General features: G+C 58.6%; 19 protein-coding genes. 7 read left to right on the top strand and 12 right to left on the bottom strand.

Annotated elements, in window-relative coordinates; translation table 11 throughout:
• Window positions 1-283 precede the first annotated feature (283 nt).
• Complete coding sequence (locus PYH37_RS01635) at window positions 284-1357, top strand: glycosyltransferase family 2 protein (RefSeq protein WP_280731723.1); 1074 nt, start codon at window positions 284-286, stop codon at window positions 1355-1357.
• 115 nt (window positions 1358-1472) lie between these two features.
• Here PYH37_RS01635 and PYH37_RS01640 read toward each other — a convergent pair whose 3' ends face one another.
• Entirely contained in the window at window positions 1473-2423 is a 951-nt protein-coding gene (locus PYH37_RS01640) for a hypothetical protein (protein ID WP_280731724.1), read from the bottom strand.
• Window positions 2424-3085: 662 nt separating this feature from the next.
• On the opposite strand from PYH37_RS01640, the gene PYH37_RS01645 reads away from it, so the two are divergent.
• Complete coding sequence (locus PYH37_RS01645; RefSeq protein ID WP_280731726.1) at window positions 3086-4549, top strand: O-antigen ligase domain-containing protein; 1464 nt, start codon at window positions 3086-3088, stop codon at window positions 4547-4549.
• 48 nt (window positions 4550-4597) lie between these two features.
• On the opposite strand, the gene PYH37_RS01650 is transcribed toward PYH37_RS01645, so the two are convergent.
• From PYH37_RS01650 to PYH37_RS01665, 4 genes are all read right to left on the bottom strand, one after another.
• Window positions 4598-6205 (bottom strand): calcium-binding protein, encoded by a 1608-nt coding sequence (locus tag PYH37_RS01650; RefSeq protein ID WP_280731727.1) that lies wholly within the window; start codon window positions 6203-6205, stop codon window positions 4598-4600.
• A gap of 1032 nt (window positions 6206-7237) precedes the next feature.
• A complete protein-coding gene (locus tag PYH37_RS01655; RefSeq protein ID WP_280731728.1) occupies window positions 7238-7984 on the bottom strand; it encodes an FkbM family methyltransferase in 747 nt (248 codons plus the stop codon).
• Between the two features lie 523 nt (window positions 7985-8507).
• Entirely contained in the window at window positions 8508-8645 is a 138-nt protein-coding gene (locus PYH37_RS01660; protein WP_280731729.1) for a sugar transferase, read from the bottom strand.
• Between the two features lie 283 nt (window positions 8646-8928).
• Window positions 8929-9849: a glycosyltransferase family 2 protein gene (locus PYH37_RS01665; protein WP_280731730.1), complete on the bottom strand. Its 921-nt coding sequence runs from the start codon at window positions 9847-9849 to the stop codon at window positions 8929-8931.
• Between the two features lie 565 nt (window positions 9850-10414).
• Between PYH37_RS01665 and PYH37_RS01670 the strand changes: the two genes are divergently transcribed.
• Genes PYH37_RS01670 through wecB form a run of 3 tightly spaced genes read left to right on the top strand, consistent with a single transcriptional unit; the run spans window position 10415 to window position 14108 of the window.
• A complete protein-coding gene (locus PYH37_RS01670; protein WP_280731731.1) occupies window positions 10415-11968 on the top strand; it encodes a GumC family protein in 1554 nt (517 codons plus the stop codon).
• Between the two features lie 55 nt (window positions 11969-12023).
• The gene (locus tag PYH37_RS01675; protein ID WP_280731732.1) at window positions 12024-12815 is read left to right on the top strand and encodes a CpsD/CapB family tyrosine-protein kinase; all 792 of its coding nucleotides are present in this window, start codon (window positions 12024-12026) and stop codon (window positions 12813-12815) included.
• A gap of 57 nt (window positions 12816-12872) precedes the next feature.
• Window positions 12873-14108, top strand: a complete 1236-nt coding sequence (gene wecB / locus PYH37_RS01680; protein ID WP_280731733.1) for a non-hydrolyzing UDP-N-acetylglucosamine 2-epimerase — start codon at window positions 12873-12875, stop codon at window positions 14106-14108.
• Here wecB and wecC read toward each other — a convergent pair.
• From wecC to PYH37_RS01695, 3 genes are read right to left on the bottom strand one after another with little or no spacing between them, the layout of a single operon-like run.
• Window positions 14064-15320 (bottom strand): UDP-N-acetyl-D-mannosamine dehydrogenase, encoded by a 1257-nt coding sequence (wecC, locus tag PYH37_RS01685; RefSeq protein ID WP_280731734.1) that lies wholly within the window; start codon window positions 15318-15320, stop codon window positions 14064-14066. The genes wecB and wecC overlap by 45 nt on opposite strands.
• On the bottom strand, window positions 15313-16143 hold the full coding sequence (locus tag PYH37_RS01690; protein ID WP_280731735.1) for a WecB/TagA/CpsF family glycosyltransferase: 831 nt from the start codon (window positions 16141-16143) through the stop codon (window positions 15313-15315). The genes wecC and PYH37_RS01690 overlap by 8 nt, the downstream gene beginning before the upstream one ends.
• Complete coding sequence (locus tag PYH37_RS01695) at window positions 16140-17447, bottom strand: hypothetical protein (protein WP_280731736.1); 1308 nt, start codon at window positions 17445-17447, stop codon at window positions 16140-16142. Before PYH37_RS01695 ends, PYH37_RS01690 begins: the two co-directional genes overlap by 4 nt.
• A gap of 342 nt (window positions 17448-17789) precedes the next feature.
• Here PYH37_RS01695 and PYH37_RS01700 point away from each other — a divergent pair, with 342 nt between their 5' ends.
• Both PYH37_RS01700 and PYH37_RS01705 read left to right on the top strand, forming a co-directional pair.
• A complete protein-coding gene (locus tag PYH37_RS01700; RefSeq protein ID WP_280731737.1) occupies window positions 17790-18740 on the top strand; it encodes a glycosyltransferase family 2 protein in 951 nt (316 codons plus the stop codon).
• Between the two features lie 707 nt (window positions 18741-19447).
• Entirely contained in the window at window positions 19448-20179 is a 732-nt protein-coding gene (locus PYH37_RS01705; protein ID WP_280732497.1) for a response regulator transcription factor, read from the top strand.
• Window positions 20180-20250: 71 nt separating this feature from the next.
• Here PYH37_RS01705 and PYH37_RS01710 read toward each other — a convergent pair whose 3' ends face one another.
• The 4 genes from PYH37_RS01710 to PYH37_RS01725 form a co-directional block, all read right to left on the bottom strand.
• Window positions 20251-20931, bottom strand: coding sequence for a sugar transferase (locus PYH37_RS01710; protein ID WP_280731738.1), 681 nt, complete (start codon window positions 20929-20931; stop codon window positions 20251-20253).
• Window positions 20932-21725: 794 nt separating this feature from the next.
• On the bottom strand, window positions 21726-22571 hold the full coding sequence (locus tag PYH37_RS01715) for a Hint domain-containing protein (protein ID WP_280731739.1): 846 nt from the start codon (window positions 22569-22571) through the stop codon (window positions 21726-21728).
• Between the two features lie 433 nt (window positions 22572-23004).
• On the bottom strand, window positions 23005-23763 hold the full coding sequence (locus PYH37_RS01720) for a FadR/GntR family transcriptional regulator (protein ID WP_280731740.1): 759 nt from the start codon (window positions 23761-23763) through the stop codon (window positions 23005-23007).
• Window positions 23760-24857 carry a four-carbon acid sugar kinase family protein gene (locus PYH37_RS01725; protein ID WP_280731741.1) on the bottom strand — a complete coding sequence of 366 codons (1098 nt, stop codon included), beginning with the start codon at window positions 24855-24857 and terminating at the stop codon, window positions 23760-23762. The genes PYH37_RS01720 and PYH37_RS01725 overlap by 4 nt, the downstream gene beginning before the upstream one ends.
• Window positions 24858-24861 lie beyond the last annotated feature (4 nt).

Here is a 24861-nt window from a genome sequence, read left to right on the forward strand (position 1 = left end):
TGGCGCACTTTTTCGGAATTGAATATAATCGAACAGATATTTTCAACATAGTCAAAGTATGTATAGTCCATCCACTTTTTCTGGATGGATGAGATTACGAGCGACGCCAGCATTCGCACCCGTTTTCTGAGTTGAAGATACCGGATGAATGCCGCATAATCGATACTCCTCTTTCGGAAATGCACACGCATAAAGCCTCCTATCTACGAGAATTTCGTCTTTATTTTTGCGGGCGTATGTTCGAAATGCATTTATGTATTCATGTACACATAAGGTGGAAACGATGCATACGGTCGACATTATTGTACCATGTTATCAATACGGGGGCTTTTTAAATGAATGCGTAAAGAGTGCCCTATCGCAGCAAAACGTCCAAGTCAGAGTACTAATTATTGATGATGCATCAACCGACAATACTGCAGAGGTGGCATCCGAGCTAGCGTTGCGTGACAAAAGCATCGTATTCCATCGACATAAAGCCAACAGAGGACACATCACGACTTACAATGAGGGAATTGAATGGGCTGCGGCAGAGTTCCTTTTGCTGCTCTCTGCCGATGACTATTTATTGCCTGGCGCCCTTGACCGCGCTGTGCGCGTCTTGACGGAATCTTCTGAGCTGGGATTCGCCTTCGGCGCCGCAATCGTATTGCACGAGGACGGTTCAACCGAGCCAATGCATCCACTCGGTCCTGCGGTCATGAATTCTAGACGGTTAACTATGGAAGGCATAGCCTTTATTGCTCGCAGCCGGGCGACGAATATCGTTCCAACTGCTACCGCCGTGGTACGCACGGAGTTGCAGAAGCATGTTGGCGGGTATCGTCATGACCTGCCACATAGCGCAGATATGGAAATGTGGATGAGACTGGCCGCCCAGGCACCGGTGGGGTTCGTTTGTGCCTATCAAGCCGTGTACAGACAACACGGCCTCAACATGTCTCGGGGCTACTACGGCGAATATATTCTGCGGGACCTTTGTCAGCGGGAGAAAGCACTCGATGCTGCATTTAGCGGCTTACCTGCCGGTACTGCAGACGCTATCCAATCCTATCTGCTCAACGACCTTGCACTTAAGGCGATACGCGAGGCAAACACGGCTTTCAACCACGGCAACCTTACCCTTTGTCGCGAAATACTAGAATACGCCGTCGCACTCTCGCCCGGGTGCAAGCAGTCGCTACCTTGGGCCAAACTTGCCTTCAAGCTAACTATCGGCCCTGCCAACTGGCGTGTGCTCAGTTCCGCGAAGCGCCTCCTACAGCAGAATCTGAAGCCCTTGCAACGGGGACCCGCTCGGATGCGCGACACACAAAAGCGGGTAGGGCGCTCGCCCGACGAAAGAAACGGGGGATGACGACACTGCCGCTTCATCCGCTGTGGGGGCATCGGCGTTGCGTCTGGGGAAAAGTCATCGGCAATGGGCGGCGCAAGAGAATTGGCAGGTTGTCGAAGGGCGAATGCCGCGCTGGTTATCTTCCTGCACCTCTAGCATTGTTCCTGCCGGTACTGACGTCGACATTGCCGGACATAACCGGGGTGTTGCCAAAGAGCGCGAAGTCGCCCCAGTGGCCACCGCCGACCTGGTTGTTGGTGATGCTGATCGAGGCGTCGTCGACGGGACCGCCGCTGAAGTTATCATCGAGATAGAGGGTGTAGCCGCCCCCTTCCAGATAATTGCCGTCGACCTTGATGTTCGAGAGACCCGCGGCCCAATTGTCCAGCATGATCGCCGCTGTTTGGTCGTGTGGGTTGATAACGGTGTTGTGCAGTATCTGGATATCATGGCCGCCGTTAATTTCGATACCGTCGAAGTGCGAGCTAGCGTCACCCGCCAGACCATGAATGTAGTTGTCGCGGATCTCCGATGGCCCATAGAGGGTCATGCCGTTCTCCACGCCATGGATGTTGGTGCGCAGGATCGTTCCCTGAGCCATGAGACCGTTATGCGCCGTGCCGCCGCCATCAATTTCGCTGTCCATCAGCGTGAACCCGGTGGCACCGCCCATGACTTCAATTCCATTGAAGTCGTCGGTGGTGAGTTTGATGTTCTTGAGGGTGACGTTCTTGGCATCGATAATGATGTTGCCATCGATCTCCAGATTTTCGATCACCGCATTGTCAGTCGTGATGTGAAGTGTCCCTGTATGTCGGGTCAGATTTGTCCCCTGCGGAACGCCAGTATTGGAAGCATCAGGGAACACTGCATTAACATTCTCAACATGAGCGCGCTGATGCTGCGATAACGCAATTCTTTGCGTCACGGGACCGATGTCGCGGGCATCCGCGGCGTTGCCGTCAGTAAGGCTCGTAGGCGACAGGATACATACGACTACCGAAGCAAACACAAGGGCGCTCTCGCTGCGTCTCATCTCCATCGCTCCCGTGAACTCAAATACAAGTACAGCTTCGAATTTCTTCAACCACCTTCAACGAGGTATGCTTCTTCTGTCCGCCTGCTGGACCTTAGAAGCTATTGAGGCGAACTGCGTTTTCAGAACTGGAAATCTTGGCACCCCGACCACTCCAACATCCGCTGGAACGTCGAAAACAGCGGAAGCTGCCTGTTAGCTTGCCCGGCAATCAAAGGCCGTGGCCGCCCTGGAATGCAGTATAGTTGCCATTCGCGCAGGCGGGGGCTGTGTTGCGCCCCGCGGCGGCACCACCATCACCGGGCCGTCGGGTATCCTTCGCGCGTTCGTCGTGGATGCCCGAACCGGATTCTCTACGTCTTCGACGGAACCGTCGTCTACCACGATGAGCTTAACGTATTCATACAATGGGTGAAGACGCTCATCGTTGCGGCATGCCAGCCTGCGAATTCGATTGAACTTTCGGAGGATGAGGGAAACGCTGGCCTTCATTGAAAACCCCATGAGCCATGACGAAAAAGTTAACTTCCGGCTCGACCCACACCCTTGTACCTTGAGATCTCGGCACCGAATGAAAATTCACCAGACGAAGCCGACAGCGTTCAGGCCGTTGCAAAGTCTTCTGTCCATGTAAAACAGTAAGCAGAAAGGTACCGCATGGGAAGCCACGCCAAAGCAGGCGTCGTCCTATCCTTTAGGATGGGCGTGGCGTCGTGAACGAAGCTGCAATCCGCACAGTCGCGAGATCAAGGACGCGCCGCGCGTCAGGCCGGGTAGGGAGGCGATCCCGACTTGCTGAGGAAAACGGGCTCACCGAAAAAGCAAGGCTTGCCTGGCCGGTTCGTCTTCTGCTCATATCGCTGTTCATGCCTTGGACGTGGCATTTCGGACCGCTTGCACTTTCACCATATCGGCTCGTGCTTCTGACCATGGTCGTGCCATGTCTTTTTTTCTGGATTACAGGTCGGACCGGCCGAATCAGGAGCGCCGACGTCACGCTTCTCCTGTACTGCCTTTGGTGCTCGATCAGCCTGCTGGTCAATCACGGCTACGAGGCCAGCCTTCAGCCGGCAGGTATTCTCTTTGTCGAAACAGCCGGGGCATATTTAATCGCTCGGTATTACATTCGCAATGCGGACAACTTTCGTGACATGATCAGGCTGCTGTTCTTGATCGTTGTGATCCTACTTCCATTCGCGGTGCTGGAAGCCGTCACGAGACGCAACGTGCTGCTCGAGTTCTGTTCCCTCATTCTTCCCGTGCTTCCAACGACCGACAACCTTCCCGTGCTTCCAACGACCGACAACGCGTTGCGTTGGGGCTTGGCGCGCGTGCGGTCAGTCGTCGAACATCCTATTCTGTTCGGCGTCGTCTGCGGAAGTATCTTTGCGCTGGCGCATCTTGTGCTGGGCTGTGGCGAGAAAGCCGGCAGGCGATGGTTCAGAACCGGCATCGTTGGCGCTACGGCGTTCCTGAGTTTGTCAGCGGGACCGATCACCGCGCTGGCGGCGCAGGCGCTGCTCTTATGCTGGAACTGGTTTCTACGTGAATACGCGTATCGTTGGCGGCTGCTTTTGGCCATGGTGTCGACGATGTGGGGATGCATTTCCCTGGTAGCAAACCGGTCGGTGCCAAATCTCTATCTCAGCTATTTTTCCTTCGACGAGAGCTCGGCCTATTTTCGCATCCTGATATGGACATTCGGGACTGAGTCTGTGCTCAATCACCCGTTTTTTGGCGTTGGTCTGAACAGTTGGGACCGTCCCAGTTGGATGCCGCCGAGCATCGACATGTTTTGGCTGATACACGCTGTCCTCTATGGGATACCTGCGGCGATACTCATGCTTTTGACCCTCCTGCTCCCACTCCTGAGCATCGGCCTTCTCAAGGGCTTGAATGACAGGCTGGAGCAATACAGGGCAGGATACGTCATTGCGATGACGGGTTTTTTCCTGGTTGGATGGACGGTGCATTTCTGGAGTGCAACCTATGTCCTGTTTCTCTTCCTGCTGGGCAGCGGGTTATGGCTTTTGGACGTCAATCCCACTGGACGTGACTCGACCGACACTCGCCCCTCACTCCCTGCAAGGCGATTGAAAGCCCGTCCACCTCCTCGAAACCGCCCGCAGGCCGGCGGGCCCGACGGAATGGTCACGAGAATCGCCCGAAGCCGTTGAAACGCCTTCGGGCGCAAGGCGAGGGGCTCGCCGCCCCCCTTTCGGGCCTCAATAAAGCAGGAAATCGCTCGCCGATGGCGTGTAGCCGTTGTCGAAGGTGGCAAGCAATACCTTTGCCGCGCCGCCATTGCCGTCGCTATCGTAATAGAGGGCTTTGTTGGGAGCGTCATACATGAAGCGGTCGGTGCCATCGAGCGCGTTCGCACTGAGCCCGAATGCCCCAGAATTAAGAGCTCCGGTCGGCCCCGAACTCGCATCGAAATAGATGAAGTCGGACGAGTCGAAGTCCGTGATGTGATCGGCGCCAGAGGTCTTGACGAGACTTTGGCGGAACACGAACTTGTCAGCGCCGGCACCGCCGGCCACCCGGTCCGCGCCCGACGCCGCATCGATCGTGTCGTTGCCTGCGCCTCCGGAGATCTCGTCATCGCCAGCCCCGCCATTGAGACGGTTGCTGCCGGCATTGCCTGCGATTGTGTTCTTCAGGGCATTGCCGGTGCCGTTCAGGTTTGCGCTGCCGGTCAGCGTCAAGTTCTCTACATTGGCCCCGAGCGCGAAGCTGACACCGGCCTTTACGAAGTCCATGCCGCCGCCGGTGCTTTCCGTGACGACATCGCCGGCATCGGCCACGATATAGGTGTCGTTGCCTGCCAGGCCAGCCATTTTGTCGGAACCGCCGCTGCCGTTAAGTACGTTGTTCCCGGCATTGCCGCCGAGTGTGTCGGCATTACTGGAGCCCCTCAGGTTCTCGATGGCGGCGAACTTATCGCCTGCCGCATCGCCTCCGGTTGCAGCGCCGGTCGCGAGATTGACATCCACAGCCGTTGAACCGTCGTAGCTTGCCGTGTCGGCGTCGGCACCGCCGTCGAGGGTATCGGCCCCGGCGCCGCCTTTCAGCACATCATTACCACCCAGTCCACTATAGGTCTCGTTCCCGTCGCTCGGTTCGCCTGCGAGGGGCAGGACGTCGTCGCCCTGGGTGCCAGTGTATGTGATGGGTGTTGTTGGTGTTGTTGGTGTGGTGGGTGTGGTTGGTGTGCCCGGCGAGGCGCCGAGGCCGACATTGCCGGACATGACCGGGGTGTTGCCAAAGAGCGCGAAGTCGCCCCAGTGGCCACCGCCGACCTGGTTGTTGGTGATGCTGATCGAGGCGTCGTCGACGGGACCGCCGCTGAAGTTATCATCGAGATAGAGGGTGTAGCCGCCCCCTTCCAGATAATTGCCGTCGACCTTGATGTTCGAGAGACCCGCGGCCCAATTGTCCAGCATGATCGCCGCTGTTTGGTCGTGTGGGTTGATAACGGTGTTGTGCAGTATCTGGATATCATGGCCGCCGTTAATTTCGATACCGTCGAAGTGCGAGCTAGCGTCACCCGCCAGACCATGAATGTAGTTGTCGCGGATCTCCGATGGCCCATAGAGGGTCATGCCGTTCTCCACGCCATGGATGTTGGTGCGCAGGATCGTTCCCTGAGCCATGAGACCGTTATGCGCCGTGCCGCCGCCATCAATTTCGCTGTCCATCAGCGTGAACCCGGTGGCACCGCCCATGACTTCAATTCCATTGAAGTCGTCGGTGGTGAGTTTGATGTTCTTGAGGGTGACGTTCTTGGCATCGATAATGATGTTGCCATCGATCTCCAGATTTTCGATCACCGCATTGTCAGTCGTGATGTGAAGTGTCCCTGTATGTCGGGTCAGATTTGTCCCCTGCGGAACGCCAGTATTGGAAGCATCAGGAAATGTTGTTGTCACTCTTCACTTGCCTTTCTTTCCCTACCCCTGAACCCATTGGTTCTTGCACTACTTCTGTGCGAGTTCGGCTCATGCCTGCTTGCCGTGCCGGACTGCCCCCTAGCCACCGATCATGGCGTGTCTGGGGCAAGAGAAAATTAAGCATACTAATAAGAAAGGGCCGATTCCGACGGTCCCAATTTTCGCCACAAATTACCCCGCCGCCATGTTAAGCCTGTAATATTCTTGAAAGATTCGGCAGGTGAGCGCATGTGATTGACGAACCAATCATGGCGCTTGAGGAGGGTTCACCTGTGTTTTTTATCGAGGGAAGAAAATTTTTTCGACTCCGTCACGCGATGGCGGGGCCACAGTTTTTTGGATACTCGCAACCTGAAGTTGCGACTACGATTCGTCGTGAGGCGTCGATCGAGTCTGTGATTGCGAAGTCGCAGCAAATCCCCGCTCGGGCGCGGTGACCCCAGGTGTAGCGAAACGGCTTCGTGAGGCGAAGGCGTTAGGAGGCGTCTGAAGCTCTTTCGTCGGATCGATTTCGACTACTTCATAAGGGAGGTCGTCGGCAACGCCGACCAGGTTACGGCCACGTCCTGCATAGTCGTCGCGCGGCCGGTCACGATCTGCTGGATGCGGCTTTTTCTCCAGAAGATAGAGCTATCACTCCAGCCTCGGCCATAGCGTCGTCGGCCAGACGAGCGCCAAAGGCTGGGCAATGGAAAAGCCGACATCATTCCTACGCGCAACGTCGACTCGTGCGGATCGGTGCCCGGCGGCCATGGCGTCGGCGCGTTGAACACTCCGATTGATCGGGCACCGACTGGGCTCGGCCTGACCGAGTTTTAGCTCCGAACTTGAAGCTTGTGTTTAGCAAGGTCAACCGGCGTCAGGAACCGGCCCTCGGGGGGGGACATCGTGTTTTACGCGAGCGCGTTGGTTTTAGATCCTGCGAACCGGAAGCCACATGTCGAGGCGCGATTCCATAGCCGACTGGTGAATGGCAATGATGTTGCGGGCGGGCCAGGGGCGGTGCGCCAGTACTGAATCCGCATCGAAAGCAGTGACCTCATAGAGCGCATTCTCATTCGGATGGAAATAGAAGAACCGGTAGCCGTTTGCGGCAAGCCTCGCATACCACGGCAGGGATGCCAGCCCGAGCAAAAGTATCAATATGTCGGCCCCGCCTTTGGCCAGAAAAGCGTCGGCCCCTTCAATGACCTGGGGCTCATATCCAGCGACATTGATCTTGAGGACCGAGACGTGATCCAATCCCAGTCTTCGAAAGTCAGCGGTCAATGTGCGAACGGACACGAGTTCTGTCCCGGTTTCGCTGATGCCGCTCAACCAGGCATTTGCCCTGGTCTCGAAATTCGCTTCGAATTCGGCGTTTGAGAAAGCGATCCTATGGACCTCTACCCTATCGCTTACCCCGTTGCGGACGATGTTTCTCGACAAAGCTGCGACGTTTGCAGAACTCGGCTCGAAGGCGTGGACCTTGGCAGCGGGCAATGTGGCAGCAAATACAGAAAACTGCCCAATGGCAGCGCCAACGTCTGCGACGATCCACCCTGGGCGATAGATCTTGCGGAGAAATGCGTATTCCGGATCGATGAAATCCCCAAAGGCCAGAAGGACATGCGGAACCTGGCTCGGGAAGCCGAATTCGAGAACCGGTCCGCACCGCAATTTTATTTCGCTTCTGCTCGGCCGGCGAACGTATAAATAGCCTATTCTCACCGCGCCTCTCGCGGCGGCGCCTACACCCACCGCTCGTCGCCCCCACAGTAGCTTGTCACGAAAATTGGCCGCCGTTCGGAGAAATGCCAGGACCGCGTTCATATTGAGGACCATCGAACGAGGATTGTCGGTACGTGGAGAATAGCAATTGTCCAGACGCTGAAAAACTCAGCCGCAAGGCGTAGTAGGGAGTGGAGCGTACGGAATAATAAGTAAGTCTCGAGAGAGGGTACCCCGCCTCACAGCACCGTTTTTTACCAGGGTTCAAAGATCAACGGCGAAGGACATCGTTCTCGCATAGCGGTTGTCATGCATCGCCCGCTCGGCAACATGCAGGCGTTGCGGTCACTGATTTGCCAGAGCCCGGTCATTCGGGGGCGCACGGTGAAGTAGGCGGTGCCGGAATAGTGCACGCGCTGTTCTGGAATCATCGTCGTGGCCGCACGAGACTCATATCGCCAACAAACACGTTCTAGAGCTGCGGCAATTCGTCGACAGAATATTTGCGCAGGTACTTCCCCAGGACCGTAAGACGCGGATCATGGCGCAGTTTCTGGGTGCAACCCCAATCTCCTCGTGCCTCTGGATTCGCTTCGAAATATGCCTGCAATCGCTGTTCGGTTCTGGAATATCGTTCGAAGCTTCAAAGCCGAAACGTCCTCCCATCCTTTCCAAGCGGTTGAAGACCCCATCCATGCCAATGAGCAACGCAATGACGGCGACGATGACCAGGGCAAATGGTGCGAGGATCAATCTGACGAGGAGATATCGAAACCGCAAAGGAGTTCACGCGGATGCCTTTAAACCGTCTTTTCACGCATGGCAAAAAACCGCTGCATACCCTTGGGCGACATACATACATACATAATACGGCAGGTCGACGGGGAGTCATCTCAGGACTTCCGGTTCCAGGTGGCGAGCAATGCCGCGCTATTCCAATGTAGCGCCAGACCAAGCATCCGCCGAGCGCGATAGAAACGCACCCGGGTCAGGCATATGAGCGCGAGCGACCGGCTCCGGTAACCCGACACCCGGTCCGTCCGCAGGACCGCCAGGCTCTCGGCCAGCGGCGAAATGCAGATCATCGCCGAGACGACCAGCCATCGGAGACGTGCCAAAGGATCAGCGCCGACCTTACAATATTCGTGGGCGACGTGCCGGTCCCACCGACGCGCCAATTCGCCGAAAGTTTTGCACGAGGGCGTGAGGACCTGGGCTTCCGCCAAATAGACAAGTCGATGGCCCTTCGCGGTTGCGCCTCTGCCCCATTCGGTGTCCTCCATCGTGGAAATGCCGCCGAAGGGGCCGACCGAACGGAAGACCCGCGTACGGACCGCCATGTTACCGGTCGCCGCAAATCCATGGCGCTCAACGTAGAGACGAGCGCGGTAGCTGTAGATGCTCTCGTAGGCTTCGATCGCGCTCGGCCGGGCGGGATCGGTCATCAGGATTCCGATGTCGCCGGCGAGCAGGTCGATCTCGGGCCTTTTGTCCATCAGATTGATAATGGCGCGAAGCCAGCCAGGCTGCACCACGCAATCGGCATCGATGAAGGCCAGCAGCTCCGCCTGGGCCACGCCGGCACCACGGTTGCGCGCCGGACCCGGACCGGCAACGGGCTCACGCTCCAACCGCACACCCTCGAAACGCGAACAAACTGGCTCCGGATCAACGGTCGAGCCGTTGTCCACCACTATAATCTCGAACGGAATGCCTTCGGCGCGCTGAGCATCGAGAGCGGCCAAGCATCGATGCAGATTGTCGAGCTCGTTGAGATGCGGAATGACGACACTGAGTTGCGGTGACGCGCTCATTGACAGATCTCACCTGAGATATCGAAGGCAGAGAACCACGAGCAAGGCGCTTTTTGTAACGGGCCGCGACAATCCAGTCGCCGCCCGGCTGATGCTGCCGAAGCCCAAGGACGCAGCATGGCTGCGCCTGCCGAGGATTGGAAGATGCCGCGATGGGGGAAGGCAGCCTAATCCTCCCTGAACGAATTCAGGACCGCGGCTTAATCGTCAGACAACGGCATACTACGTTCGATGCAGGTGGTGACGACGAGATTTCGCTTACCTCGCCCACGCGGCTGGTTCGATCTGGCCATGGCACCGCCATAACCGGATGCTCGCAGCTCTCCCGACGAGATCCGCCTCGCATGCGCAGCGGCGAGCAAGAGCGAGCAACAGATTGACGGACACATGGAACCATCAGGGACAGAGATCTCGACTCGGTAGGTGCGGACTAGCCAAAAGAACTAGCTCCGGCAAGGACCGGATGCAGGCATCCACCATTGACGAACTATCGCCCGATACGAAACCGCCTGAAAATCAACACTCGGCAATACTCGTCAGGTTTTCAGCTTCAGGTGTGTTCGAGATGAATAGCGCGGATGCACGCTTCTATACTTCGATCCTTTTCAGAAGGTTGCCTTACCTGGTGGCGATAGTCACCGTTGCGCTGGGGGTCGCCGTGACCGTAGCCTATGTGCTGCCGCCGGTTTATCGCGCCAGCGCCAAGATCCTGGTGGAGGCACCGCAGATCCCCGCGGATCTGGCGCGATCGACCGTGCCGATGCAGGCCAACCAGCAACTGCAGGTCATTCGACAGGAGATCACGACGCGCGACGATCTCATCCGGCTCGCCGGCAAGCTCGACATCTACGGGAAGAACAAGCCGTCCGACCAGGATGTCGTCGACGACATGCGATCCCGCATCACATTCGAAGAGACTGATTTGGGTTCGTCTCACGGTGGCCCTGGCACCTTGGTGTTCAGCGTCGCCTTCACGGCGGATGAGCCCCATCTGGCGGCAACGGTCGTCAACGAGGTCGTCGAACTGATGCTGCTCAAGCAGCAGCAGCAACGAACTGCGCGCGCCGTCGAAACATTGCAGTTCTTCAATCAGGAGGTCACGAGACTTGGGTCGGATTTGAAGCGGATCGAGACCGAGATCCTGAGATTCAAGAACGAGAACGCTAACACTCTTCCCGAAAGTCGCGATTTCCGGCGCAGCCAGCAAATAAGCCAGCAGGAGAGACTCATCTCGCTCGAGCGCGAAGAGTCAGATCTGCGCGCCAGGCGCAGCAATCTAGTCGAGAGTTACGCCCTTACCGGGCAGATCGTCGACGCCAACGGGGCGACGCCGGAACAGCAGATGCTGCTGGACCTGAACCGGGCGCTTGCCGAGCAGCTCGCGATCTTTTCGGAAACCAGTCCAAACATCGTGGCCCTTCGTGCGCGGATCGCCTCGTTGCAGGATGCGCCGCGCTCGAGACCCTCCACGGAAACCTCATCGGCCAGCGACAAGAGACGGCTTTCCGCGCTCGACTCTCCGCTCTCCTATATCGATGAGCGCTTGCGCACGATCGGTCGGGAAAAGGCAGTGATCACGCAGCGCATCGTCGCGCTGACGACATCGATCACGGCGACGCCTGCCAGCGAAACCGTTCTATATTCGCTCGAGCGGAACCGAACAAATCTTCAGACGCAATACAACACTGCGATCGCGAGACGTGCTGAGGCTTTAATCGGAGAACAGATTGAGAGACGTTCCGACGGAGGCCGCTTCACCCTCCTCGAACCCGCGACCCCACCTGAGTCTCCGGTAGGCCCCAAGCGTCGCCTTATTGCTCTCGGCGGCGCGGTGGGCGGCGTGGCATTGGCCGTCGCATTCATGCTGTTGCTCGAAGTTCTAAGTGGAACGATACGGAGGCCGGTCGAGCTCGTGCGAATGCTTGGCCACCAGCCGCTCGCCACCATCCCTTATATCGCGACGGCTGACGAGATGCGGATCCGCACCTGGCGAACCGTTATGGCGGTATTTTCCGCCGCGGCCGTTCCGATATCGCTGATTCTCGTACTCTATCTTTTTATGCAACTTTCAGTTGTATTTCCGAATACCCATTCGTGGCTTGTTGCACTTGGTTCGTGAACGAACGGAGTCGAGACAAGCTGTGCCGTTTGTATGAACTTGAGGCGCGCGAGACATGGAACAGCCTAAAGCATCCCTGCAGGAAATTCGCGGATCAAAACGACTGGCGGAACAGACGATCCCGTCCTGTGCGCGGGTCGAAAGCGAAGTGGTCTGGGAGCGCCTGCCCCCGCTGCAAACCGATCCGCGGGTGATCGCCCGCAGCCGGATCATCACCGCAAGCCGGCTCAATCCGGCGCACGCACCGTTCGACATCATGCGGACAAAGCTCTTGCAGCAGCTGCAGCAAAACAATTGGACGTCCGTTGCGATCACCTCCCCAACGCCCGGCTGCGGAAAGACCTTTGTCGCATTGAACCTGGCGTTCAGCCTGTCCAACCAGAAAGAGTGTCGCACCCTACTGCTCGACCTGGATCTGAAACGACCACAGGTCGGCGAGATGCTTGGCATCCAGGCCCCGACTTCGATCGAGAATTTCCTGAAAGGCGAAAGCGAAATCGAGGACGTCTTTCTGCGCCACAACGACAATCTCGCAATCGCGGCGAACCAACAGGTCGCGGCGTTTCCGGCGGAGCTCTTGCAAAGCCGCGAGACGGCAAGGGTTCTTGAGGAACTGCGGCAAAGCATGAGGCCGGATGTCATCTTGTTCGACATGCCTGCCATGCTTTCCAACGACGATGTCATTGCATTTCTGCCGAACGTGGACTGCGTGATCCTCGTTGCGGCGGCGGAGCACAGCACTCTCGCTGAAGTTGATATCTGCGAGCAGGAGCTTTCTGAAATGACAAACGTTCTCGGTGTCGTCCTGAACAAGTGCCGATTTGGCCCCGAAAAATGTGGCTACTGAAGCGTCGGCGGTCCTTTCCGATCGGCCGGCCCCGTCGCGAGCATGTTTGAAGGCTGCATGAATACCAACAGCAATCGGAAGGATTCCGGTATGCGCAAGGTCCTGATTGTGTATGGCACGCGTCCGGAGGCGATCAAGGTAGCGCCGCTCATCCGCGGAATCGACCGTTCCCTCCATTGCACGTCTGTGGTCGCCGTCACTGGCCAGCACCGCGAGATGCTCGATCAGGTCAACAAGTTCTTCGGAATTCGACCCGCCCACGACCTCAACGTCATTAGGGAGCGCCAGAGGCTCGAGGACGTCACCAGTCGCGTTCTCGAGGGCGTTGCGCATGTCATTCAGATCGAGGAACCCGATGCGGTGCTCGTGCAGGGCGACACCACGACATGCTTTGCCGCCGCTCTTTCCGCTTTCTATCGCAAGGTGCCGCTCATTCACCTGGAGGCGGGGCTTAGAACCGGAGACCGTAACAACCCCTTTCCCGAGGAAGTCAACCGGCGGCTGACGACGCAGATAGCGGCGTTGCATCTGGCGCCGACGCAGACGTCGAAAGCGAACCTGCTGCATGACGGCGTCGACGAGCGTGGGATCGTCGTCACCGGCAATACGGTGATCGACGCCCTGCTTCACGCCGCTGCGCACCGCGGCAGGACCACCAACCCGGACCTCAGAAAGATTGCCGGTAAGAGGAGCATCCTGATCACAGCGCACCGGCGGGAGTCCTGGGGCGAACCGATGGGCAGGGCGGCCCGCGCTATTTCGCGGCTGTCGAAAGCGTTTCCGGAGATTGTCTTTCTGCTTCCGGCGCACCTTAACCCGGTCGTGCGCGACGTCCTGCTCCCACCTTTGGCTGGGCTTCAGAACGTGCTGATAACGCAACCCCTCGATTACGGTGATTTCGTCCGCGCCATGCGCGACTGCTCGATCGTGTTGACGGATAGCGGCGGCGTCCAGGAAGAGGCTCCAACATTCGGGAAACCGGTCCTCGTCATGCGCGAAACGACGGATCGCCCCGAGGCGGTTGCCGCAGGCACCGTCAGGCTCGTCGGTACCGACGAGGCGCTAATCGTCGATGAGGTTAGCCGGCTGTTGACGGACCGGAAGGCCTATCGGGCGATGGCGCGCGCAGTAAATCCCTATGGGGACGGGCAGGCCGCCGTCCGGTCGGTCCGGGCGATCGAGCATTTCTTCGGCGTGGGAAGTCTTCCGAGCGAATTCGACACCGGATTGCGCTTGCCGGCCGCACAGTCAGCGCCAGGCGCCGCGCGTGTCGTAGACGACTTTGCCGCCTAGCCGGTTGTGCCAGATTGCCCTGAACGGCTCGTGCTCCACCAGGAGCACGACGATATCGGCACGCTCCACGGCCTGGTAGGCATTTTCAAGGTGCAAGTTGGAATAGCCTGACAGCTGCGTCGGCAGCGCGTCTACGAACGGATCCGAAATCAAGATTTCCGTGTCTGCCAGAGCGTCCGCAATGAGCGAGACGACTTCAATCGCCGGGCTCTCCCGAACGTCGTCCACGTTTGCCTTGAAGGTCAGGCCCAGGCAGGCGATCGTCGGCGACCGAAAGCGCTTGGCCTTCGCCACCACCTGCTCGGCCACATAATGGGGCCGCCGGTCGTTCACCTCGCGCGCCGTGCGGATGAGCCGCGCCAGTTCGGGCGCGGCCGAAACGATGAACCACGGATCTACGGGAATGCAGTGTCCGCCGACGCCGGGTCCGGGGCTGAGAATATTTACCCGGGGATGCCTGTTCGCCAGCCTGATGACTTCCCACACGTCTATATGGAGCGCCTCGGTGATCATCGAGAGCTCGTTGGCGAAGGCGATATTGACGTCGCGGTAGGCGTTCTCGACGAGTTTCGCCATTTCCGCGCTCGCGGCGTCGGTGAGCAGGATCTCGCCTTGCGCGAACAGCCGGTAGATCGACGCGGCCTTTTCAGCGCATTGCTGCGTAAGGCCACCCACGACGCGGTCGTTGGTGACGATTTCGATCATGGTGCGGCCGGGGAGAACCCGTTCGGGGCAATGGGCGACGAAAATGTCGGAACTGGAGTCACCGTCATGCGGCATCCTGATATCCGGTCGCAAGGCGCCAATCCAGCCACTCACCCTTTCTGTCGTGCCGGGGGGCGACGTGGACTCGAGCACCACGATATTGCCCGGCCGCAGCCTGGGCGCAATTTGTTCTGCCGCGGCACGCACACATGATAAGTCCGCCGTTCGGTCTTCATGGAAGGGAGTCGGGACCGCTATAATGAAGGCATCCGCGTCGGGCGGCTCCGACGCAGCGGTAAGCCGTCCCATTGCAACTGCGCCGCTGACTGCCACCGCGAGGTCCGGTTCGATGAATGGCACCTCGCCGCGCGAAACGGCGGCTACTGTCGCTGGATTTATGTCGACTCCGACCACGTCGATGCCACGCGTCGCGATTGCCACGGCTGTCGGCAGCCCAACATATCCCATCCCGAGTACCGCGATGCGGCCCTTGAACAGCTCACTCATCGTAGGGGCTCCGCGACGCTGCGCCCGTGAGCAACGGAGTTGCGGACGCTGCAGGCCCATCATGATCCGACGCAAAGGCGCGGGCAGGATGGATCAACTCGCCGATCGTGAGCCGAATGAAACTCGTATTTGTGGTCAGATAGCGCCACCAGAGCCGGCGCGGCTCCTGCAGCGCGCGATAGGCCCACTCCATTCCTGCTCGTTGCCAGGCCAGCGGCGCCCGTTTTGTGATGCCTGCCAGAATGTCGAATGAACCGCCGACCCCGTGCAGCACCGGTACGTCGAGGGATGCTCCATAGGTGCCGAGGAAAATCTCTTTCTTGGGTGAGGTCATCCCCAGGAAGAGCATGTCGGCGCCAGACTGCCGGATGTCTTCTGCAATTGCGGCCGCTTCGCTATCCTGGAAATAGCCGTGATGGCTATAGACGATCGTGAGCCCGGGAAAGCGGGCTCGAAGCTCTTCCTGAAGTCTACCCAATATATCTGGCTTGGCACCGAGAAGCGCAATGGCGTGTCCCTCTCTATGGGCGAGTAACAACAGCTGGTGGAAAACGTCGACACCCGCGATACGCTCCGGCAACGGCCGCCCAAGCAACTTGCTGGCCCACACGACTGATTGACCATCCGCCAGCAAAAGATCGCATTCAATCAACGAACGGCGCAACAGGGCATCCTTGCGCAATTTTACAATCTTGGCGGCATTAAGCACGCCGAGCAGAAGCCGGTTGCGGGTCATGAGCGCAGCACGACACGCTTCGACCACGTCATTCATTCTCAGGGCGTCCAAATACATACCGAACAACAGTTGGCGGTGATGATTCATGCGGCACCTCCCCCACTGGCTGAGCTTTGATTGTCAACTCGGCCGGGCGTGAGTCTCGCCACCGGGCCTCCCGCGAGCCATGTGTAGAGGAGCCAGCCGAACTCGTAGGGGCGGCATTCGCGGTCCACCCGGTTCGGCGGAAAAACAATGTCCAGCCACCGCAAGCGCGCTCCTGACGTTAGAGCCGTCGCCATTGCGGCGAGCGCTCTTGCCGCCTTGTTGGGCTCACGGCGCGCGACCTTGCGCCAGACCACATTCTTCTCGGGAGAAACGAGTGGCGCTGGGGTCTCGGGAGGCTGGTTGAGCCATTCCAGTCCCCTTATGATGGCTTGCCAGTGATCGCTGCCGCCGGCTTCGCGCAGGTCGAGCAAAGCCATTGGGGCAATCGCGTGCTGATGAACGCTGTATACCGGATAACCTTCGACGACCCCGCCGTTGCGGGTGTCGTAATGCCACCACCACTGCCCGGCAGGTCCCTGAAGCGCACAGATTCGCCCCGCCGCCGCCTCGGCGGCCCTGATCGCGAAGGGATTGCCCGACGCAGCATGCAACCGAGAGAGAGCCTGTATCGGATACACCTGGTCGGCGAAGCACCCGATATGGGCGCGCAACCTGCCGCTGGCCGAACTCGGGAGCATATGCGGAAAGAGTCCTGATGCCGCCTGGCCAGCGAGGAGCCGGTTGGCGGCAAGAGTCCGTAGGTCCGATGTATCCTCAAATAATTGTCCGCCAATCGCCGCGGTCAGGGCCCACGCACAATCCACTGTAGTAACCGGCGAGGCCGTAGCAAGCAGCGCGCTTAACCGGCGGAAGAGCTTCGAGGCAAAAAATTTTCCAGCCTCGGCAGCCGCCCAGGCCGCCAATGCGACAGCCCCTGGGTCGTCAGTCGTTTCGGCGCGCTTCGCGCACGATTGGGCGAGATCGGCCGCAGTGCTGCCGGCCAAGATTCTGCACTGTACCGCGTCCGCCAGACATGACAACCCGAGCGAAGCTATGGCGGTATAACGCAGGCTTTCGCCTTCGAGCTGCTCGGAGGTGCCTTCTGCGGTTCTCACGCTACGGAGCGTGTGCGCAAACATCCCCTGGCTGTGCATTCGGGGCAGACCACGCGTTGCCAATACTATCAGTTCGTCCAATAGGATACGGGCGTCAGCCGACATTCCCTCAAGCACTCGCAGCCTGTTCAGCCGACACGCGGTGATACGGTCAACGAGATGGGGAATCAACTCGCGGTCGCCCAATCCGTCTTCCGCTTTCGAGGGCAGCGAAGGATCTGTTCCGATGGACATGATCGTCTTCCCCAAACCTCGCCGGCTTCCACGGACAAGGCCGAAAGCCACAGGCACCGGCGCAAGTAGATCGTTGAAGACTGAATTGATCGCCGAAAAAAACCAAGAACATGCTAGAAAATCTGGCAAGATAATCCACTGCGCACAAAGTCTTATCATGACGCTCGCGCATACGCGACGACGATGCGGCCTTACGCCGACGGGATAGTCGCGACCTCCAGCGCCTGTCGGCTTTTTGGATTAGCGCATGCTTCTAACTAAGCCTGGGCTACCTCTCTCGACAGTCTTTCGTCCCCGGCGATCCTTCTGCAAGATTTGTGAGCCCTAACATGCGCGGGCATCGATCGGGGGTACCGGATGGACGCATTTGCGAAACGGACGCGAGACCAGGATCGGACGTTTACGGGTTCCCAGGAAACTCGCAAGCTGGCAGTGGTGATCGTCACTTACAACAGCGCGGCCGTCTTGCCGGGACTGCTTGACTCCTTGCCTGCAGGTCTTGAGGGAGTTAGGGCCTACGAAGTCGTTCTCGTCGACAACGCATCCCATGATGGTTCGGGCGATCTGGCGCTCGCTCATTCTATGGTCACAAGGGTCATCAGGATGAAGCGTAACGCCGGGTACGCAGCCGGTATAAATGCCGCAAGCGCAACAATCGGGGCTGATGCGGATCTTCTCATCCTGAACCCGGACATTCGGCTTTATCCCGGAGCGGCGCGGCGTTTAAGCACTCGCCTTTTGGATGCCTCCGTTGGCGTCGCCGTACCCCAGATCCTCGACATCGATGGTGAGGTTTGCCACTCTCTGCGGCGCGAGCCTTCGTTGAAGACCGTCTGGGCGGAATCACTCGTCGGCGGGACGTTGGCCGCCTGCATGGGATGGGGTGAGACCCTCGCCGACCCGGCCTTGTATGGACGCGGCGGCGTGGTCGAATGGGCGACAGGCGCGATCCTCGCAATCTCCGCTCGCGCGCGCCAGATGGTCGGTGACTGGGACGAGTCGTTCTTCCTCTATAGCGAGGAAGTCGACTACCTTCGAAGGGTTCGCCGGTCGGGATTTTTGGTGCTCTACGACCCGAATGCGCGCGCCGTTCACATCGGCGGCGAATATCAACGCAACACCTACCTGTCCGCACTGCTCACACTTAATCGCATCCGTTACTATCGCCGGCACCATGGGGCGGCAACGACAATGCTGTTCCGTCTCGGCATCATCGTCGGGAAGACCATCCGAGCGCCAGGGGGGCCGGGGCACCGCGCCGCTTTGCGCGCCGCCCTCACGTTGTCGGTTAAGCCCGCTAAGTGCTGATCGATGCTACATGCTCGATGGTAGATGATCGTACTTACCTCGTCGGTGCCGCTCATACCTTTGTTTCTTGCCCGAATGCGCCACGGCATCGCGGTCGCGGCTGGCGACTAAGGGCCGGGTCCCGGTTGGTGTGCGCGCTAAACCCGCAATCGAGCCACCTTTCGACGTCACAGCAAAGTTCGTAAGAGATCGGAAACCTGAGGCCCAATTCGTGGGCGTTGCGACTTTAGCATGCGGAGCGCTTGCTGAGCTTCAAGTAGGGACGCCAGGCCAGGTCGATTTGGCCTCCTCCCGCAAGCCTCCCAACTTTCCGTCAGAAAATACAAGGTAGGTTCGGCGCGTATGCTTCGCGCAGTTACTTCGAAAGAGGTACGTCTACTATAAAATTTCATAGGTCTTTAACCTGCACAAAAATGCGGCACACTGGGTATCGGATCGGGTACGGGACAATCCAACCGGCCGCGCCCCCTTAGTAGACGTTGTCGGCTAGTAATTCTCGAATGTAGCGTATAGTGTCTCACAAGCGCAGTATCTCTGGTTTTCAACTATAACATGTGAAGAAATCTAGGGCGCGGAACACGCGAATTGGATGCCCCAAGGCATTGGGGCGTAAAAACAGTACCTTTTTAGGGGAGGGCGTTACAATGGCCTCACCATCTATACTGAATGACGGAAACGTTTCAAATAACAGTTCTCACCTCTCCGCGATGGAGCATGGTGATCCTTCAAGGGCATACGACGAACAGTCACTGCTGCCAGAACGTTCACTTGTGATAATCGACAGTCGTGCGCTTGACGGTCAATGCCTTGCGCAGACGATCAACGCCCATAAACTGGATATGCGGGTCCTGGCATTCGGATCGATAGAAGAGTGGAGGCAGAGGGAAAAAGAACACCCTCCACTCGCAGCAGTCGTATTGAATGTTGGAGGGAGGAGGATCGTGGAACCAACTGTTGCCGGGGAGATCAGGAGCCTATCAGCAGAATTCGAACCGACACCCATTATCGTCTTGGCTGATACGGACGACCTGGCCCAGATAATGAAGGCGCTCGAGTACGGTGCTAAAGGCTACATTCCCTCCTCCGTCAGCATTGATGTCTGCGTTGAGGCGATATCACTTGCGCTCGCAGGCGGAATATTCGTCCCTGCCAGCAGTGTATTCGCTATGCGCCGGGTGCTCGAAACGGGCAGCACAGCCACGCGCCCCCTGGATGGTGTGTTTACCGCGCGCCAGGCGGAAGTCGTTGAGGCGTTACGGCGGGGAAAGGCCAACAAGATCATTGCGTATGAGCTTAACCTGCGTGAAAGCACGGTCAAGGTGCACATCCGAAACATCATGAAGAAGGTCAAAGCGACCAACAGGACTGAGGTTGCTTATAAGATAAATGATCTCTTCGGCGATTCGTCGGCTGCCAGCATAAGCAGATCAGAATTCTGAAAGGTCGCGTCGATCCTATCCTGCCTCCGAAAGTTAATGGATCACCGGGGACCGCGGCCGTTACCCGGATGTCAGACTCCAGTTCCGCGGAAGACTACAGCTGGAGTCTGCAGCAGGATCCACAAATCTGTGCTGAAGGACATAATGCCGGCGTAGCGTGTATCGTATAGGGCGCGTTCTGCGAACGTACATGCATTGCGCTCGCTTATCTGCCAGAGCCCTGTAAGCCCTGGGCGCATGGCGAAGTACGCAGTGCCAGGATAAAGTGGCCGCTGTTCCGGGAGCATCGGGCGCGGACCAACAAAACTCATATGACCTAGGAATATATTCAATAGCTGAGGCAATTCATCGGCAGAAAATCTGCGCAGATACTTGCCCACTGCCGTCACGCGAGGATCGTGCTGGAGTTTCTGAGTTCGCTCCCATTCGGCCCGGGCCGCGGGATCCGCCTCCAGATAGGCTTGGAGCTTTCGCTCCGCGTCCGGAACCATGGTACGGAGCTTCCAGAGATTGAACACCTTGCCATCTTTCCCGAGCCGGGGCTGACCGAAGAAGGCGCTCTCGCCATCAAGGCAGATGACCAGTGCCAGGATGCAAACCACCACCAGGGCAAATGGCCCAATCAGCAACGTTGCGAAAACATCGAAAGCACGTTTGCCGGTCTCATAGGTTGACCGCGACCGTACCATTGAGCCGCCCGAAGCAAACTTTGGGGCAAGCCATTCAGCGAATGGTTTGAGATCTCCCGACATTGCGCCCTCCACGAGAGATGGTGGAATTGGCACAAGCGTAGAAATTAAACCACAAACCAAAGTATGTTTATCACATTGATTTGGAGCTTGTCGCAGATGTTACGCAAAAATACTCGTCGATCCATCGCTTGTGCACTGCCATACTAAGCAGTGAAATCTCGTGGCATCAATAAATCGTCTATAAACAGTTTGATCTAGTCTATAGTGGCTTAGAAGTAACTTGGATGTCGTGCAACTTGTCGCACGGAGAATACGCCCCAACGACGGCCTTTGAGATTTCTCCATTTCAGTTTTCAACGAGCGAAGCCGCGTTCCCGCGCGGCACAAGGTCAGGCATTGATTAGGCATTGATTAGGCATGATATAGGCGAATGCGGGCGAGGCAGGTCATCGCATGCCATCGGTTGCCCGGCCTGACACACGGTACGAACGCCGGCCGCAAGTCGGCGAATGCGTGGCCGGCGAATCAAGCTGCAGCACTTCCGCGACAGAAGCGGGGCCGCGATCGCACGCTCGTTTCGACGCAAGAGCACGCGTACCGGCAAGGTCAGCGGGCAAGGGCGCGAGGTGATCTGTGAGCCCGACCGAACCAAGAGCAGGTGATGAAGTACCCGTCGAAGAAATGAAAAAGCAGGACGCGTTGGATAGCCGGCACTGCTTTCGTCGGTTGCTGGCATGGACCGGGGATGGAGCTCCAGAGCGGTACCGCTCGGGAGGGAGTTGCGGGATTGGGACGCGTCGTGGATGCACGGCGAGGGGTGGTTGTCATCAGACGTGGATTCGCATCTGTGGTGGTCAGCCGATCAATTCCCTGGAGCGCGCCGCAATCCTGTCGCAGGCGTCCTGGAGCGGCGAATGCACCGGAATGAGGCGCGCCGCCCCGAGGCGTAAGAGCCCCTTCAGATGTTCTCTGCCGCCATAGCACGCGAACGGCGCGAAAGGCGTCATGGTGGCATGTTGGTCAGCAGGATAGAGGCGCGCGAATTCAGCGAAATTCGTGAATCCCTCGTAGTTATGGTCTCCGAGTAGGAAAGTCTCGACGGGAACGCCCTCGGCGAGAACCACTTCATGCGTATGGAGCACGATCTGGAAGTATTCGATTATGTCGCGGTCGGCAGGGACGGCCGGAGAAATTGAGGTGGCGTTGACAAGGTCCGCCGCCCTGATGAGCATGCCGTCAATCAGCAGAGCGTGGCCGGCAGAGAGATAAAGATCCTTGCTTGGCGTATGCTGATTGAGGGCGAAGCGGGCAATGCGGATCGGCATTACTCTCTCGGTCCAGGTCGGGCCGCTTCGCCTGTAGATGTGGCGACCGATCCATTTGACCGGCATGGCTTTGCCGCGCACTGTTTGGACGAGATCGCCGATACGAAGATCTTCAATGCGTACCTCGCCCATAGGGGTCGTGATGGAGGTGCCGCGGAGAAGGCACATGGGTCCGCCACGCGAGCCGTCACGGCCGTTACCATTCCCCTGTCCGGGGTGACCCTCTTTCCACCAAGCCGCTTCGGCCATCGACGATGGGAGGAGGATCGTGGCCGCGAGTGCACTGATTGCGGCAATCCTGGCCCCCGCTGCAGCGGTTAGGCCAAGGAAGTGACGCCTCGCCTGGTCTATCTGCCCGCGCCCTCCGCTTGTCATCGCCGTTCTCCCAGAATTCAGAATGATTTCAATGGCCTATTCTGCATCAGATCATCCTTTGGGAGAACTTCCATATTCGTTGTCCCTGATGCAACAACGGTCGTAATCGCTACCGGAGCGGTGGAGGCGGACGACTACTTCTATGAGGGGAGAACTTCTACGATGCGCCGGGCGTCGAGTGAGTTCTACTCCTTCCGAGGTAGCCTGCTGCTGGACCAAGGTCAGCCATTGGCACAAGCGGCGGCCGCCGGACCAGCTGGATGGTTCCAGCAGGCGGCCGGGATCACGCCCAGCACAGCGTAAAGTTTCACGCTTCTCGGAGGGACAGCCAAAACCCTGTTGACTGCCCGGCCCCGACGGCCGGATTTTTTTGCCTTCGAGCCGACCAACAAAGACGGTCGTGCTGCGGCCGGTCTTCCTCGCCTGACCGGCTCTAAAAAGACAGGTCCAGCACCTTGCCTTCGAAAAGCCGGTCGCGGGAGCCCTCGAGGTGCTTTTGCATGAGATCGCGCGCATCTTCCGCGCGGCCCTCGGCGACGGCGCGATAGATCGCGTGGTGTTCTTCATAGACCTGCTCGAGGCCCGGGCGCGGCCCCATAAGTGAAAGCCCATGAAGATGCATGCCGACTGCAATGTGCGCTCTCAGGGCTTCAAGGGAGGCGGTGTAGTAGTGATTGTTCGCCGCTTCCGCTACCGCCTTGTGAAAGAGAAAGTCCGCGTCGGTGCGGTGAAGCTGATGGCTGGTCGCCTCGCGCAGTTCTGCAAGCGCGGCAGCGATCTTGGCAATCGCCGCCTTGTCGCGCCGCTGCGCGGCAAAGAAGGCGGCAGCAGGTTCGATCGTCAGGCGGAATTCATAGCAACGCTGAATGTCGGCGATCGATTTCACCGGCGAATAGGCGAGATGTGCGGCGGCCGAGACCTGTGCGCTAACGAAGGTGCCGGCGCCCTGGCGAGAATAAATCATGCCCTGCTCACGCAGGCGCCCAAGCGCGTCACGCACCACCGGGCGGGAGACGCCCAGCATGGACGCAAGTTCATGCTCGCCGGGCAGTCGCGAGTCCGGCGCATAGTTGCCGGTGCGGATACGCTCATGCAGCTGATCGAAGACGCGGTCGACGAGCTTCACCGATCTGCCGCGCTCCGCTTTCCCTTCGGCTGCAACCCCTTGGCCTATCTCGGCCCTGTCTGTCATTCTATCCACCATTCTTGACATTGCCCGAGTTGTCGTACCTCCGGCTCATCCTGCAAGACCTTTATCAGAGATTGCGAATTGCCAAAGCCCCCCGACTTGACGGCGCAACGCATTTGCCCGCGGCCGGGAAGTTGTGCTTCAAACCAAGGTATTCCCGCCTCGATCTCGCCCTTCGGCGAAAGCACGCGCGCGCCCAAAACGTGGAGAATAGCATAGGCCGTGTCGCCTCCTCCCATTATCAGTATGTCGGGGCTGGTCGCGGCCACAACTTTCGAGACGCCGGCGGCGAAGCGGTCCGCCACCTCCTTTGGTCGATCCGTCAGATCGCCAGAGCACCGCAGCAGCATTGGTAAGCCTGGAGGTTCATTATCGACCGAGACCACGCCGTGAGGTGCGTCGCGGTGGCTTGCGAGCAAACCGCTTTCCAGAAGCATCGCCATTTGCGAGTTTGTAATCGGGTCGCGGGAGCCAAAGGCAAGGAGGGTCCGCGCTGAAGTGCTGTAAGGCGTTCGCGAGGGCGATAGCGCCAATTGGCGGGCCAGCGCCAAACCGAGGCCGCGCGCGCCGACCGCGAGCGTCGTTAAACCGTCCAGTCCCTCGATAATTCCGTCAAGATCGTCGTCGGTCGATGCGTCGGCAACCCTCACATCGGGCGCGCAGACGGCAAAAAGGGGCATGATCGGCAACGGGTCGGCGATGCCAAACCCGACGACATGCCCCTGGCTTGTATGACGCTGCTGATCGGGAACAGCCGGTGCAACAAGCATCTCCAGGCGGCCGAACGCAGCGGCGAGCGCTTCGCTTTCCACCGCGACATTGCCCTTGAGCCGCGAGTCGATCTTCTTGAAGACGAATGCCGGTGAGGTGCGCTTGAGCGCGGTTGCGGCTTGCTTTATACGCTCGACCGCCCGAACCGGGTCGAGCGCGCGCGACTGCGTGTTAACGACGACGACCTCCGCACCCGTCGCGATCGCCGTTTCGACTGCTTCGACGTCCAACGCAACGGCAACGCTTAGGCCCGCGCTGACGAATGGCGTTCCGGTATCGAGGGCACCGGTCAAGTCATCGGCGACGATGGCGACTTTGATAGTCATAACA

This window comes from Sinorhizobium numidicum, assembly GCF_029892045.1.
GTDB classification, from domain to species: domain Bacteria; phylum Pseudomonadota; class Alphaproteobacteria; order Rhizobiales; family Rhizobiaceae; genus Sinorhizobium; species Sinorhizobium numidicum.